Source organism: Nisaea sp. (assembly GCF_040217065.1).
Taxonomy (GTDB): domain Bacteria; phylum Pseudomonadota; class Alphaproteobacteria; order Thalassobaculales; family Thalassobaculaceae; genus Nisaea.
In genome coordinates this window covers 502,141-515,522 of sequence record NZ_JAVJNX010000004.1, presented here as the reverse complement: position 1 = coordinate 515,522, position 13,382 = coordinate 502,141, and the positions used below count along the sequence as shown (strand labels likewise).

13 protein-coding genes are annotated in these 13,382 nt (G+C 63.7%); 3 read left to right on the top strand and 10 right to left on the bottom strand.

Annotated elements, in window-relative coordinates; genetic code table 11:
* Positions 1 to 2: 2 nt before the first annotated feature.
* The 6 genes from RH950_RS03950 to RH950_RS03925 all read right to left on the bottom strand — a co-directional run bounded on the left by RH950_RS03950 (position 3) and on the right by RH950_RS03925 (position 5,559).
* On the bottom strand, positions 3 to 644 hold the full coding sequence (locus RH950_RS03950; RefSeq protein WP_350053921.1) for an Hpt domain-containing protein: 642 nt from the start codon (positions 642 to 644) through the stop codon (positions 3 to 5).
* Complete coding sequence (locus RH950_RS03945) at positions 641 to 973, bottom strand: response regulator (protein WP_350053919.1); 333 nt, start codon at positions 971 to 973, stop codon at positions 641 to 643. The genes RH950_RS03950 and RH950_RS03945 overlap by 4 nt, the downstream gene beginning before the upstream one ends.
* A 17-nt stretch (positions 974 to 990) precedes the next feature.
* Positions 991 to 2,898 carry an ATP-binding protein gene (locus tag RH950_RS03940; RefSeq protein ID WP_350053917.1) on the bottom strand — a complete coding sequence of 636 codons (1,908 nt, stop codon included), beginning with the start codon at positions 2,896 to 2,898 and terminating at the stop codon, positions 991 to 993.
* Between the two features lies 1 nt (position 2,899).
* Positions 2,900 to 3,409 (bottom strand): putative pterin-binding protein, encoded by a 510-nt coding sequence (locus tag RH950_RS03935; RefSeq protein WP_350053915.1) that lies wholly within the window; start codon positions 3,407 to 3,409, stop codon positions 2,900 to 2,902.
* 112 nt (positions 3,410 to 3,521) lie between these two features.
* Positions 3,522 to 4,562, bottom strand: a complete 1,041-nt coding sequence (locus RH950_RS03930) for an alpha/beta fold hydrolase (RefSeq protein ID WP_350053913.1) — start codon at positions 4,560 to 4,562, stop codon at positions 3,522 to 3,524.
* On the bottom strand, positions 4,552 to 5,559 hold the full coding sequence (locus tag RH950_RS03925) for an ABC transporter ATP-binding protein (protein ID WP_502889710.1): 1,008 nt from the start codon (positions 5,557 to 5,559) through the stop codon (positions 4,552 to 4,554). The genes RH950_RS03930 and RH950_RS03925 overlap by 11 nt, the downstream gene beginning before the upstream one ends.
* A gap of 110 nt (positions 5,560 to 5,669) precedes the next feature.
* On the opposite strand from RH950_RS03925, the gene RH950_RS03920 reads away from it, so the two are divergent.
* Complete coding sequence (locus RH950_RS03920) at positions 5,670 to 5,852, top strand: zinc-finger domain-containing protein (protein ID WP_350053909.1); 183 nt, start codon at positions 5,670 to 5,672, stop codon at positions 5,850 to 5,852.
* Positions 5,853 to 5,870: 18 nt separating this feature from the next.
* On the opposite strand, the gene RH950_RS03915 is transcribed toward RH950_RS03920, so the two are convergent.
* A complete protein-coding gene (locus tag RH950_RS03915; RefSeq protein ID WP_350053907.1) occupies positions 5,871 to 6,476 on the bottom strand; it encodes a class I SAM-dependent methyltransferase in 606 nt (201 codons plus the stop codon).
* Between the two features lie 195 nt (positions 6,477 to 6,671).
* Here RH950_RS03915 and polA point away from each other — a divergent pair, with 195 nt between their 5' ends.
* Positions 6,672 to 9,515: a DNA polymerase I gene (gene polA / locus RH950_RS03910; RefSeq protein WP_350053905.1), complete on the top strand. Its 2,844-nt coding sequence runs from the start codon at positions 6,672 to 6,674 to the stop codon at positions 9,513 to 9,515.
* Between the two features lie 25 nt (positions 9,516 to 9,540).
* A complete protein-coding gene (locus tag RH950_RS03905) occupies positions 9,541 to 10,059 on the top strand; it encodes a GNAT family N-acetyltransferase (protein ID WP_350053903.1) in 519 nt (172 codons plus the stop codon).
* A gap of 62 nt (positions 10,060 to 10,121) precedes the next feature.
* Here the strand turns inward: RH950_RS03905 and RH950_RS03900 are convergent, their stop codons facing one another.
* The 3 genes from RH950_RS03900 to RH950_RS03890 all read right to left on the bottom strand — a co-directional run bounded on the left by RH950_RS03900 (position 10,122) and on the right by RH950_RS03890 (position 13,230).
* A complete protein-coding gene (locus RH950_RS03900) occupies positions 10,122 to 10,505 on the bottom strand; it encodes a SpoIIAA family protein (RefSeq protein WP_350053901.1) in 384 nt (127 codons plus the stop codon).
* 232 nt (positions 10,506 to 10,737) lie between these two features.
* Positions 10,738 to 12,342, bottom strand: coding sequence for a phosphoenolpyruvate carboxykinase (locus RH950_RS03895; RefSeq protein ID WP_350053899.1), 1,605 nt, complete (start codon positions 12,340 to 12,342; stop codon positions 10,738 to 10,740).
* Between the two features lie 150 nt (positions 12,343 to 12,492).
* Positions 12,493 to 13,230, bottom strand: a complete 738-nt coding sequence (locus RH950_RS03890; RefSeq protein WP_350053897.1) for a HugZ family pyridoxamine 5'-phosphate oxidase — start codon at positions 13,228 to 13,230, stop codon at positions 12,493 to 12,495.
* Positions 13,231 to 13,382: the final 152 nt, after the last annotated feature.

Below are 13,382 nucleotides of genomic sequence, written 5' to 3'. Positions count from 1 at the left end.
GGTCAGTTGTTCATACCGGCGCAGGCGCCCGATGCCGCTTCCAGGGCTTCACGCTCGACCCGTTCGATCGCTTTGTCGAGCCTTTCCAGCAAGGCATCGGTTTCCGGCGATGCGGTCCGGATATTCTGCTCGAAGATCATCCGGAGGGCGTCGACATGGCGCTGTACGGCACTGATCCTGCGTTCCGTCGGGACCAGCATAAGTTCTGCCCGGTTCAGAACGGGCGAGGCCAGGCGATCGAGACGTTGGGCGATCCCGGAGACGACAGTGAAACCGAAACTGCCCGCCTGGCCTCTCAAGTCATGCGCGATGCGCTGCAACCGGGTCCAGGATTCGGCTGTCCGACCGCCGCTGTCATCGATCTGCTGGGCGAAGCGTGCGAGGCGCGCAAGCTCGGTCTTGAGTACCGCACGGAAATCTTCGTCCGATGGCGCCTCTTCATTATGCGGTGCGATGGGGGCGAGTTCTCCGAGCCGGTCGCCGAGACGGCGTGACGGCATGTTCGGTAATGCCGCCTCCCGGCGCCGCCGGTCCGGCCCGACATAGCGCTCTGTTGCGACGAAAGAACGCGGGTTCGTGAAGACCGCGACCACGCGCCGGCGCAGTTTTTCGGCAGAGACCGGCTTGATTAGATACTCGGTCACGCCGCGTCCCGGGCGGCCACGACACGCGGTTCCTCGGCGACCGAAGTCAGCATGATGACTGGCAGGTTCCTCAGGTGTGTGGCCCGGTGCTGACGCAGACTGTTGACGAAGCTGAATCCGTCCGTCGGCTCCATCATCCAGTCGCAGATGATGACGTCGCAATGCCGTCTTTCAAGAAGGTTTATCGCTTCTGAACCGTCGGCGGCCTCGCAGATATCCTGGAACCCGAAGCCGCGCAGCAGCGAGCGCAGCAATTGCCGCATCAGGTGGCTGTCCTCGACGATCAGCGCCGATCGTGAGCCGAAAAGTGCATCGCCTGTCTGTGCCATTTGCATCTCTGCTCTCTCTATTCCGCGTCCATTTCGGAGAGGAAGGCCGTGAGCGCCTTGCGCTGGCCACCGGTCAACTCTTCCAGAGGGCCGGCGCCGTGCGCCGGCGCTTCCGTGTTCAGGTCGCGGCAATGTTCGATGATGTCTGGCCGTTTGGTGGCCTCGCCAATTCTCAGCAAAAGCAAAGGCTCTGAAATCGGTTTGACGACATAGGCAATCATGCCGGCCGCAAGGAAGCGGTCGAGATGTTCAGGCAGGGCGTCAGCCGTCAGTGCCAGGACCGGTGGCAGGGTTCGCCCGAGTCGCTGTTTCAGGAGGCCGACGGCCTCGACCCCGTCCATCACCGGCATGTTTATGTCCATGAGAATGCAGTCGTACTTGCCGGGTTGGGCCTGGTCGACCGCTTCCTGCCCATTGCGCGCAAAGTCGAAAATGGCTTCATGCCGGGACAGGATCATGGAAATCACCTGACGGTTGGTGGCGTTGTCCTCGGCGACCAGAATGCGAAGACCGCGCAATAGGGGCTCCGAGAAATGGTGTCGTTCGCGCGGCACCACGACATCGGAAATCACGACCGGCAGGCGCAGGGTAAAAGTGCTTCCGTCGCCGGGCGTGCTGGAAAGGCTGATCTCGCCTTTCATTCGCTCTACCAGAGCCCGGGTGATGGAGAGACCGATCCCCAGTCCTTGGCCCTCGCTGCCGGGAACCTGGGCAAACCGTTCAAAGATACGTTCCTGCTGGTCTTCCGGAATACCGATCCCGTTATCCTGGACATCGACAATCAATTCGGCCGCACTCCCGCGGCCGTTCTGCATGCTGGCATGCAGCCGGATCGTTCCGTTCCCGGTGAACTTCACGGCGTTGCTCAGCAGGTTCACCAGAATCTGCTTGAGCCGACCGCGGTCCCCGATAATGGCGCTGTCGATCAGATTTTCTGTTTCCAGCACGATGATATTGCCCCGGTCCCGTGCCGGGGAGGTCATCATGGTGACGACTTCCTCGAACAGGGCGCCCGGCAAGAAGGCCGTTTCGTTGAACCGGAATTTGCCGCTCTCGAGGCGGGTCGCGTCGATCACATCATCGACCAGCGTACACAGCATGTCCGCCGAAGTGGTTGCGCTATCGGCCATGCCGCGAATGGAAGGGTTGCGCGTGCGATATCCGATTTCCCGCAACAGGCCGGTCATGGCATTGAGCGGCGTGCGCATTTCGTGGCTCATGCTGGCAAGGAACTGGCTTTTTGCCCGGTTGGACTCCTCGGCTCTGGCGAGCGCTTTCGAGAGATTTTGCCGGCCCGCATGCAGGGCGCTGAGCTGCTTGATGCTGACCATTGCCAGCACGCCGCCGATGCCGACGATCAGGATCAGCGCAACCAGCAGATAGGACATGGCATCCAGCAGGGAGAGCTGATGCCGGGTCTGTTCAACGGCGACATCGCGGACGATCTCCAGTGCCAGCCGCTGCAGGGGCACGGCAAACCTAGTCAACTCCTGCATAATGATATCGGCTCGGAGACCCGCCTGATTTGCAGTCGTCTCAAGCGTCACGTCGATCCGCCGGACTGAGGCCAGCAGATCAGCCAGCAGGGTTTCGAATCCCGGCGTTTGCTGGATAGGTTGATAGGCCGGTCCATGCCGGAGCGTGAGGATCCGGCTGACAAAAATGTCGTAGCGCCTGTCAATGTCTTCGGCGGGCATGCTCCCCGTGTGGGCCTGCTCAGCCGTCAGGGACAGCTTAAGGTATTCCGCCTGCAGTTGGTAGGCGGCCCACTGGTAGTTCTCGCGTGGTTTGGCAATTTCCGATTTCAGCTGCTGATAGAGTAAGACGGCAAGTGCGGCTGCGCCTATCGCTGTCGAAATGACGATAATTACCGCTATCGAGAGTCGCTGTATCCGAAAGCGGCCAATTATAGCGCTTTCCGGCATCTTACCGGACCACGAGCGAGCGGAGCTGCCAGACGGAGCGGTTCAGATAGGTATCGGTCGTCAGTTTCGGATCCGTGTCGTAGGGAAACAGAATCCAGAGCGGTCCCTTGTCCCGGATCGAGATGGCCTTGCCGTTCTGGCGGACGGCGATAAAGCCACCTGCAGCGACGGTGTCTTCGATCGGCACATCGGCGGCATAGTCGTTCAGGGCGACGGCTCTCAACTGTGACCCTTTTGCCCCGACATGATCGAGAAGGGACTTCAGGGGGATCGCCTGAAATTCCTGTACACCTTCGGTCCAGGGCGTGCTTGTGCGCACGGTCCCGATGGCAAACTCTTCCAGAGCGGCCCGGTCGAAATGGACGGCGGCACCACTGTCGATGTCGCCGCTGACGGTCAGCAGGATGTCCGGAGAGCTCTGCGCAAGGGGAGCCGAAGGAAGCGCCGCGACCATGGAGGTGGCGAGGCCGAGAATAAGAGCCAACATCCTGACGGTTATCGCAATCTTCATTGCATGACGCCTTTCGTAAACCGGTTGTGATCGAAGCCGGTTTTACGGGCGGAAAATTAAAAAAGATTGAATTTGATGCAAAATGAGAATTGATTTCCGTGTTGAGCCAGAACTAACGGCCGGACGGGTTGCAAAAGCCCGGCAGACGGCTCTTGCCGATGGGTGGGGCTACTTCCTCGGCGCTCGGGAGCGTTGCTGCCGGGTCGCCGAGCCAGGCGGCGATGTCGGCGCTGACCCTGTCGCCCTGCAGGTCCCGGAACAGCATGTGATAGCCGTCCCGATAGAGCGCGAGCCGCCAGCGCCGTCCGCCCGTGCCGTCATCCGGCAGGGTTTCGAGCATGCGGCAGGTCGGTCCGCGCGGGATGATGCCGTCCTGCTTGCCGTAGAGCACCAGCAGCGGGGCGGTGAGTTTCGGCGCCGCCGCCAGGGCGTCGTCCATCAGCCCGGTCAGGCCCCAGGCGGCCTCGATCCGGGTCTCCTTGATCATCATCGGATCGCGCTGCAGCCGCCGCAGCATCTCGATATTGTCGGAGGGCGGGCTCGGCAGGCGGTACGGGCGGACACGGATGCGCGGGGCGATGTGCGCGCCCAGGGTGAGGACAAAGCGCTGCCAGGATGTCAGGGTGCTGCGGCCCCAGACGGCGGGGGCCGAGAGCACGGCGCCGTCCAGCCGGGGCGGGGTGTCGCCGGCAAGGGCCGCCATGATCACCGCGCCGCCCATGCTTTCGCCCAGGGCATAGACCGGAAGATTCGGATGGGCCGTGCGGAGCAGTTCCGTGACCGTGCCGAGATCGTCGGTCATGGCGGCGGTGCCGGCCCAGTCCCCGCGCATGGATGTGCCGCCGAAGCCGCGCTGGTCATAGGCATAGACCAGCAGGCCGTGCCGGGCGAGCAGGGGGCCGAGATCCCGGTAGGCGCCGGCATAATCGTTGAAGCCGTGCAGGGCGATGACCGCGGCGCGGGCGGGGTCTTCCGGTGCCCAGCGCCGGTAGGGCAGTTCCGTCCCGTCCGGCATGACGAAGGCGTCATCCCGGAGGGCGGCGGGCTGATGCGCCTCGGGCCGAGGCGCAATGCCGGGAGCGCAGCCGCCGAGTATGAGGAGGAAGGCGGCAAGAACGGCGTGCGGTGCCGGTCCCGGTCTCCTACGCCGCATGAAAGCGGTCGGTTCCCGGCGTGTCGCTGGTGAGGGCGAGGAAAATATCCTCAAGGTCGCTCTCGTCGGTGCTGATGTCCTGGATATGGAAGTTTGCCGCGGCCAGGGCGCCGAGAATGCGGGCGATCGGTCCCTCGCTCTTGCGGTAGGTGAATGTCAGCTGGTTTGGCCCGGTTATGGCAACCGAGAAGGGCTGCAGCGGTTGCGGCAGCTTGTCGGCGCTTTCCGGAAGCGTTTCGGCGACGGTGACGGCGACCGACTTGACATCGATCCGCTGCATCAGATCTGCCTTGGTGTCGCAGGCAATGACCTCGCCGTGATTGATGATGGCGATCCGGTCGCAGAGCTCCTCCGCCTCTTCCAGATAATGCGTGGTCAGCAGGATGGTGACGCCGCGCCGGTTGAGCTCGCGCACATTGTCCCAGAGCTTGCGGCGGAGTTCGATATCGACGCCCGCCGTGGGCTCGTCCAGCACCAGGATCGGCGGGTTGTGTACCATCGCCTTGGCCACCAGCAGGCGCCGGCTCATGCCGCCGGAAAGCGAGCGGGTATAGGCATCCGCCTTGTCGCCGAGTTCCACCAGGTCGAGGATTTCCTGGGTCCGCCGCTCCGCTTTCGGCACACCGTAGAGACCGGCCTGCAGGTCGAGCAGTTCGCGCGGGCTGAAGAAAGCGTCGATATTCAGTTCCTGCGGCACGATGCCGATCGCCGCCCGGGCCTGCCGCGGGTCCTCGTCGATATCGATGCCCCAGACCTTCGCGGTCCCCGCACTCTTGTTCACCATGCCGGCGAGAATGTTGATCAGGGTCGACTTTCCGGCGCCGTTCGGCCCGAGCAGGGCGAAGATCGAGCCGCGCGGCACCTCGAGATCGACGCCTTTCAAGGCATGCTTGCTCCGGGAAGAGCCCGGTTTGCCATAGACCTTCTCAAGGCCTTTGATCTCCAGGGCGAGCTCCGGTGCGCTTTGGGACGGCTGGATGCGTGTCGGCACGGTGATGAACCTTTTCAGGCGATTGAAAATACGCGGCGAATGGCTATTATCTCCCGGCATTCCGGGAACGGAGGCTACGCTCAATATAGGTACCGGCGCGGAGAAGGACCAGTCAGATGGCAAAACCGTTCGAAGTGATCACCGTTTCGGAGAAGCGTGTCGCCTGCGACGGCGGCAAGGGCGCGCTCGGCCATCCGAAGGTGTTTCTCACAATTGGCGACGCGGGCAAGGTGACCTGCCCCTACTGTTCGCGCGAGTTCGTCTATTCTGCACCGGTGCCCGGCGAAAGCGCGGCCTGACCTCGGGTCGGCGGCACCCTAGGCCGCTTCGGGGGTTTTTCCGGTGATTTTCCAGTAGACGTTGTTCTCGGCCTTCTTGAGGGCGAAGCCGCGCAGCTCGCCGCGGGCGGCGGAGATCGCGACCTTTTCGAAACCGGCCGCCTCGAGTTTGGCCGTCAGGGTTTTCGTGGTGAAGGCGGTGCGGTGCGCCATGAAACTGTTGCCGTGCTCGATCGCCCAGGACGCGCCGAACAGCATGTCGAGCCCCATGATGTCCACCATCCCGTCATGCGTATCGGTGGAATACAGCGTTTTCTCGGGGCCATGTTTCAGAATCGCGCGGCAAATGCTGTCGAGGTCGGGAGTCCGGATCACGGCAAATCCCGTGTCGTCCAGCACCCGGTAGAAATTCGCGAGACAGACAGGCACCTCATGGAACTCGAGATGTTCCAGATTGTGCTTTGAAAACAGGTAGTGGGCGGAGCTGTCCGGAATGGTCGACAGGGTGCGGATATCGTCGATCACGTCCGGTTTGACGGCCGGGTCGATATCGACCCGGACTTCGCGCCACTCGTTCTCGAAGTCCAGTGCCGGGAGTACTTCCTTGCTCTGCAGGCCGCAGCCCACATGGAGCAATGTCTTCAATCCAGTCGATTCCATGGCCGGTTGCCGTCTTCCGCTGATTTCCGATTGGATGATGAATAGCGCTGCCGCCGCCAGCTTTCAATTGCCGTTCTGTCCGTCGCGTGATGCCCGCTCCGCCAATTCTCTTGTCATGGGCCGCCCCGTCGCTAGACTCTTCCCGCAGCCCGTTTCCCGAAGCCCGCCCTGGATCCATTGATGACCGATATTGCCGCGTCCGACATCCCCGCTGCCATTTCCGATACAGAGAACCATCTCTACCTGGTGGACGGATCGGGCTATATTTTCCGCGCATTCCACGCCCTGCCGCCGATGAGGCGGTCCGACGGCACGCCGACCAACGCGGTGTTCGGATTCACAAACATGCTCATGAAGCTGGTGGAGGATCTGGAAGCGGATCATGTCGCGGTGATTTTCGATACCAAGCGGCTGACCTTCCGGAATGACATCTATCCGGACTACAAGGCGAACCGGGACGAGCCGCCGGAGGACCTGCGCCCGCAATTCGCGCTGATCCGCGACGCCGTGCGGGCCTTCAACGTGCCCTGCCTGGAAATGGAAGGTTACGAAGCGGACGACCTGATCGCGACCTACGCGTTGCAGGCGAAGCAAAAGGGCATGCGGGTCACCGTGGTCTCCTCCGATAAGGACCTGATGCAGCTGGTCGATGACGGTGTCGACATGTTCGATCCGATGAAGAACCGGGCGATCGGGCGGGCCGAGGTGATCGAGAAGTTCGGTGTCGGCCCGGAGCGGGTGGTCGATGTGCAGTCGCTGGCGGGCGACAGCGTCGACAATGTGCCTGGCGTTCCCGGCATCGGCATCAAGACCGCGGCGCAGCTGATCAATGAATATGGCGACCTGGATACGTTGCTGGCCCGGGCCGGGGAGATCAAGCAGCCGAAGCGCCGGGAGAACCTGATCGCATTCGCCGACCAGGCGCGGATTTCCCGCGATCTGGTCCGGCTGAAGGACGATGTCGCCATTACCGAGCCGCTGGAGCGGCTGACGGTGGAGGATCCCGACGATGCCACCGTTCTGGCCTTCCTGAAGGAAATGGAGTTCAAGCGGCTGATCGCCCGGTTCGAGTCGGAGCTGGCGGACGGCGCTGCGGCCGCGACGCCGGGTGCGGCGCCGGCGGAAGGCTCTGTCGGCTCCCCCAATCCGGCCGGTGATGTCAGTTACGAGCTGGTGCAGGAGATCGCCGATCTGGAGCGCTGGATCGCGGCCGCCCATGCCGAGGGAACGGTTGCCGTCGATACCGAAACAACATCGCTCAACGCCATGCGGGCGAATTTGATCGGTGTGTCCATGAGCGTCGTGCCGGGCAAGGCCTGCTATATCCCGCTCGGCCATACGGCGGGCGAGGCGCAGGGCAGCCTGCTCGGCGGATCGGATGGCGGCGCGGACGGGCCGAAGCAGATCCCGCGGGATGCGGCGCTGGCCCTGCTGCAGCCGTTGCTGGAAGACCCGTCGGTGCTGAAGGTACTGCACAACACGAAGTATGACGCGCTGGTGCTGGCCCAGGACGGCAATGGCGGCATTGCCCTCGGGCCGGTCGACGACACCATGTGCATGTCCTATGTGCTTGAGGGCGGCATGCACGGGCATGGGCTGGACGAGCTGTCGGAGCTGCATTTCGACCATACCAACATCAAGTTCGGCGATGTCTGCGGCAAGGGCAAGACGCAGATCCCGTTCAGCGACGTGGCGCTGGAAAAGGCACTGGATTACGCGGCCGAGGATGCGGACATGGTGATCCGGCTGCACCGCAAGCTGCGCCCGGAACTGCCGAAGGCCGGGCTGCTGACCGTCTACGAGACGCTGGAGCGGCCGCTGATCCCGGTGCTGGTCGGCATGGAGAAGGCGGGCATCAAGGTCGATCCGCAGATCCTGCGCGCCATGTCGAAGGACTTCGAGAAACGGCTGGAAGAGCTGGCGGTGCAGATCCACGAGCTGGCCGGCGAGGAATTCAAGATCGGCTCCCCGAAGCAGCTCGGTGAGATCCTGTTCGACAAGATGAGCCTGCCCGGCGGCAAGAAGGGCAAGACCGGCGCCTACGCGACCGGCGCCGATATCCTGGAGGAACTGGCGGCGAAGGGTCACGATCTGCCGGCGCGGGTGCTGGACTGGCGCCAGCTTGCCAAGCTGAAATCGACCTACACGGACGCGCTGGTCGAGGCGATCAATCCGGAGACGGGGCGCATCCACACCTCCTATTCCATGACCGGAGCAAGCACCGGGCGGTTGAGTTCGAACGACCCGAACCTGCAGAACATTCCGATCCGCTCGGAAGAGGGCCGCAAGATCCGCACCGCCTTCGTCGCCGAGCCGGGACACAAGCTGCTGGCGGTCGACTATTCCCAGATCGAGCTGCGGCTGGTCGCCGATATCGCCGATATCGAGAGCCTGAAGCAGGCCTTCCGGGACGGTATCGACATTCATGCCCAGACCGCCTCGGAAGTCTTCAACGTGCCGCTGAAGGACATGGACCCGGTCACAAGGCGCAATGCCAAGGCGATCAATTTCGGCATCATCTACGGCATCTCCGCCTTCGGCCTGGCCCGTCAGCTCGGCACCGAGCCGGGGGTGGCGAAGAAATATATCGACGCCTATTTCGAGCGCTTCCCGGGAATCCGCGATTACATGGACAAGACCAAGGCGCAGGCCCGCGAAGACGGCTATGTCACCACCCTGTTCGGGCGCCGCATCCATATCCCGGGCATCAAGGACAACAATCCGGCCCGCCGCGCCTTCTCCGAGCGCGCCGCCATCAATGCGCCGATCCAGGGGTCCGCCGCCGATGTCATCAAGCGGGCCATGGTCCGGATCGGTCCGGCGATCCGGGAGGCCGGGCTGAAGGCGACCATGCTGCTGCAGGTGCATGATGAGTTGCTGTTCGAGCTGCCTGAGGCGGAAGTCGAGGAGGCGACGGCGCTGGTCCGCAGGGTGATGGAAGGCGCGGCCGATCCGGTGGTGGAGCTTTCCGTGCCGCTGGTCGCCGACGCCGGTGTGGGCGACAGCTGGTCGGAAGCGCACTGAGGCGGCAGACTTTCGTGGAGGGAACATGAGCACGGCAGCGAAACCGAAACGCACGGCCAGCCCGGTCCCCGTTCTGGTCCGCCAGGCGGAGGAGCGGGACAAGGACCGGCTGGTCGAGATCATGGACAAGACCTGGGAGGCGACCTGGATGCCGTTCATGCCGCCCGCCGTCCCGGCACGCTACCGGAACGAGAATCTCGGCCGGGCCTTTGTCGAAAACGCCTGGCGCACCTGCCGGGTGGCCGAGGCCGAGGACGGCAAGCTGGGCGTGGTCGGCTTCTGCTTCCTGCTGGATAACGAGACGAAAACCCTGCAGGTGCTGCCGGATCTGCAGCGCCGCGGCATCGGTCTTGCGCTGCTGCAGGACGCCGAGGCCCGGATCAGGGAAGCCGGGCACGATCATGTGCATGTCGAGGCGGATGTCTTCAATGCCCGCGCGGCGGTGTTCTACCGGGCCATGGGCTACGAGGAGACCGGCCGGATCGACAACGACATCCTCGGCTACAAGGTGGCGACGCACGTGTTCCGGAAAGACCTTCGGTAAGGCTTTCGATAACCTCTACAGGCGAGGGCCGGTTGGTGGCGTTGTTCGGGCTGAGCGGCGCATCAGGTGTTGCTGCCTGCCGCTGCCAGCCATGCTTCCGCCGCCTCGGCCTCATCCATTGCAAACGCCTTCATTTCCAGTCCCGGGATCAGCGCCCCCTCGATATCGGCGGCTTTGCGCAGCCAGGCTTCGTCGCTGAGTATGGCGCAGCGGTCGAACTTGCCGAGCAGACGGAAGAGCTTCGGCAGATGTTCGAGCTTGACCGCGACGGCGCCGAGGGACGGCCAGGGGAAATGGTGCAGACGGTAGAGCAGCTGGCCGTGCTCGATGCCGTCCGCTTTCTCGATCAGCTCCTCGAGGGCGGCGCGCATGGTGCCCTCGTCGATGGAAGAGGCGTCGAATTCCATGTCGATGCGGTTCGCTGCGGTTTTCGTGATCGTGATCATCGGAGATCTCCGGTCCGTTTTCCTGATTGGCATATGGGGATGGAGGGGGCGGGAGCACAGGGGCGCGTTGCACGGTCGTCCCCCAGGACGTCATCCCGATGAAAATCGGGATCCACTTCTCCGGCGGGGCCATGGATTCCGACTTCCGTCGGAATGACGGTGGGGGGAAGCGGTGTGGAAAAAGAAAAGGCCGCCCGGAGGCGGCCTTTTCGAAACGATTGTAATTCTCCGCTTACGCGGCGGCTTTCACCCCGGCCTCGATCACGGCGGCTTCCACATATTTCTCGAACTGCTTGAAGTTCTCCTGGAAGCGGGCGCGGAGGTCGGAGGCGGTGGTGTCGTAGGCCGCCTTGTCCGACCAGCTGTTGCGCGGGTCGAGCACCTCCGACGGCACGCCCGGGCAGCTCTCCGGGATATAGAGGCCGAAATGCGGCTCCTGCTTCACCGGCACGTCGTCCAGCTTGCCGGCCAGCGCGGCCCGGACCATGGCGCGGGTGAAGGCGATCTCCATGCGGTTGGCGCCGGAGCCGGCGCGACCGCCCTGCCAGCCCGTGTTGACCAGCCAGCATGTGGCGCCGTGCTGGGCGATCCGCTCGCGCAGCATCTCGCCATAGACGCTCGGATGGCGCGGCATGAAGGGGGCGCCGAAACAGGTCGAGAAGGTCGCCTGCGGCTCGTTGCCGAGACCCTTTTCCGTGCCCGCGACCCGGGCGGTATAGCCGGACAGGAAATGGTACATGGCCTGCTCGGGCGTCAGCCTGGAGATCGGCGGCAGCACGCCGAACGCGTCCGCCGTCAGCATCATGATGTGCTTCGGATGGCCCGCCGTGCCGGACAGGTCCGTGTTCGGGATGAAGTGGATCGGATAGCAGGACCGGCTGTTCTCGGTCAGGCTGCCATCGTCGAAGTCGATTTCCCGGGTTTCCGGGTCGTAGACCACGTTTTCCAGCACTGTGCCGAAACGCTGCGAGGCGGCGTGGATTTCCGGCTCGGCTTCCTCGGACAGCCGGATCACCTTGGCGTAGCAGCCGCCCTCGAAATTGAAGATGCCCTTGTCGGACCAGCCATGCTCGTCATCGCCGAGCAGGATGCGGGTGCCGTCCGAGGACAGCGTCGTCTTGCCGGTGCCGGAGAGGCCGAAGAAGATGGCGCTGTCGCCGTCCTCCGACACGTTCGCCGAGCAATGCATCGGCATGACGCCGCTGTCCGGCAGCAGGTGGTTGAGGATGCCGAAGATCGACTTCTTGATCTCGCCCGCGTACCAGCTGCCGCCGATGACGACGAGGCGCTTGTCGAAATTGACCAGGATGAAGGTTTCGGAATTCAGCCCGTCCGCCTCGCCGGCGGCCTGCAGGCCGGGGGCCTGGAGCACGGTGAATTGCGGCTCGAAGTTGGCCAGCTCCTTGCGTTCCGGGCGGCGGAACATGTTCTTGGCGAAGAGATTGTGCCAGGCGGTCTCGGTCACCACGCGGACCGGAAGGCGGTAATCCTCGTCGGCGCCGGCATAGCAGTCGAGCACGTAGCAGTCGCGGTTCTGCATGTAACCGGCGAGCCGGCGGTGCATCTCGTCGAACAGCTCCGGCGTGCAGGGCCGGTTCACCGACCCCCAGTTGATCTGATCATGGACCGACGGGGCGTCGACGATGAATTTGTCCTTCGGGGAGCGGCCGGTATGTTTGCCGGTCTCGACCGCAAAGGCGCCGCCGGGGACGACCTGGCCCTCGTCGTTGCGGATGGCATGCTCGTACAGTTCCGCCTCGGAGAGGTTCCAGTAAGCGGTTCCGAGATTGAACAGCCCGTGCTGCTCCAGATCCTTCACGGATCGTTCCTGGCCCATATGACTCGTTTCCTCGATCTGGTTTCTTGTAACGCTGCGCGGAAACCTGACTCTTCTGTGTAGTCCCGCTCCGCTTGGGTCGGAAATTGTTACGGGTCTGTTTCAGTGATTGCAACTGCCTGGGCGGCGGTTTTCACGAAAAAGAACCGATTAGTCCGCGGCACTCTGCCGCGCACGCTGCACAAGGGCGACGAGCGCCCTGCGAGTCTCCTCCGCATCGCCGACCGGAGCGTCGAAGTCGAGCCGCGCGACCGCGCCGCCGAGACGCAGGTCGCACCCCTCGGTATCGCAGCCCGTCATCTCCCAGCCGTCGCCATCGCGGCCAAGCAGGACCGAAGCGTAGAGCTGGTTCGCGTCGGCATGGTCCTCGTTCATATGGGCGACGATCCCGGCTTCCGCCTGTTCCAGTTCCGGCGCCCGTTCGGACAGGATATCCGCCGCCTGGACCCAGTGGATCCTGCCGAACCCGGCGACGATATGGGCCCGTTCGACCGCCACCCGGTAGAAACTGAAATCCTTGAATCCGGCGAACATGCGGGCGCTCGGATGGCGGCGCAGATAGCGCTCCGCCAGCCGATCCTCCGCGACCTTCTCGATGCGTCCGAGCACGGAGGCGCGGGCGCCGGTGAGCGGTTCTTCAAGGCCGACGGTGCCGTCGAACAGCAGGCAGACGCGCGGGTCGGCCTTCAGGTTCGTCGTGTGCTCCGCAAGATCGGAGAGCAAGAGCAGCGGGCTCCCGTCCTGATCGACGGCCACCATGACCAGCGAGCCGTAGGGCCAGCCATCCCCGCCGGCCATGCCGGTCGAGAGCGTCGCCCGGTCAAGGCTGCGCATCAGGGAACGGATCTGGGCGCCGGGAGAAAGGGCGCGGGTCTCGGCATCGCTCATCTTCATCGATTCCTGTCAGTCAGAAGCAGGGGGCTATCAAAGGCATGCCGCCTGCGGGAGATTGCCGGGCGCCGATGGTATTCAGCCAGGGCTGCCAAGACAATGCCTTGGGCCGGTCACAGCTTTGCCTCATTCCGCCGCCATTCAGTCGG

Coding starts and splice junctions, on each gene's coding strand:
- RH950_RS03935 (WP_350053915.1), bottom strand. CDS start 3,409: ATGAAGATTGCGATAACCGTCAGGATGTTGGCTCTTATTCTCGGCCTC.
- RH950_RS03930 (WP_350053913.1), bottom strand. CDS start 4,562: ATGCGGCGTAGGAGACCGGGACCGGCACCGCACGCCGTTCTTGCCGCC.
- RH950_RS03900 (WP_350053901.1), bottom strand. CDS start 10,505: ATGATCACGATCACGAAAACCGCAGCGAACCGCATCGACATGGAATTC.
- RH950_RS03920 (WP_350053909.1), top strand. CDS start 5,670: ATGGCAAAACCGTTCGAAGTGATCACCGTTTCGGAGAAGCGTGTCGCC.
- RH950_RS03940 (WP_350053917.1), bottom strand. CDS start 2,898: ATGCCGGAAAGCGCTATAATTGGCCGCTTTCGGATACAGCGACTCTCG.
- RH950_RS03945 (WP_350053919.1), bottom strand. CDS start 973: ATGGCACAGACAGGCGATGCACTTTTCGGCTCACGATCGGCGCTGATC.
- RH950_RS03895 (WP_350053899.1), bottom strand. CDS start 12,342: ATGGGCCAGGAACGATCCGTGAAGGATCTGGAGCAGCACGGGCTGTTC.
- RH950_RS03890 (WP_350053897.1), bottom strand. CDS start 13,230: ATGAGCGATGCCGAGACCCGCGCCCTTTCTCCCGGCGCCCAGATCCGT.
- polA (WP_350053905.1), top strand. CDS start 6,672: ATGACCGATATTGCCGCGTCCGACATCCCCGCTGCCATTTCCGATACA.
- RH950_RS03905 (WP_350053903.1), top strand. CDS start 9,541: ATGAGCACGGCAGCGAAACCGAAACGCACGGCCAGCCCGGTCCCCGTT.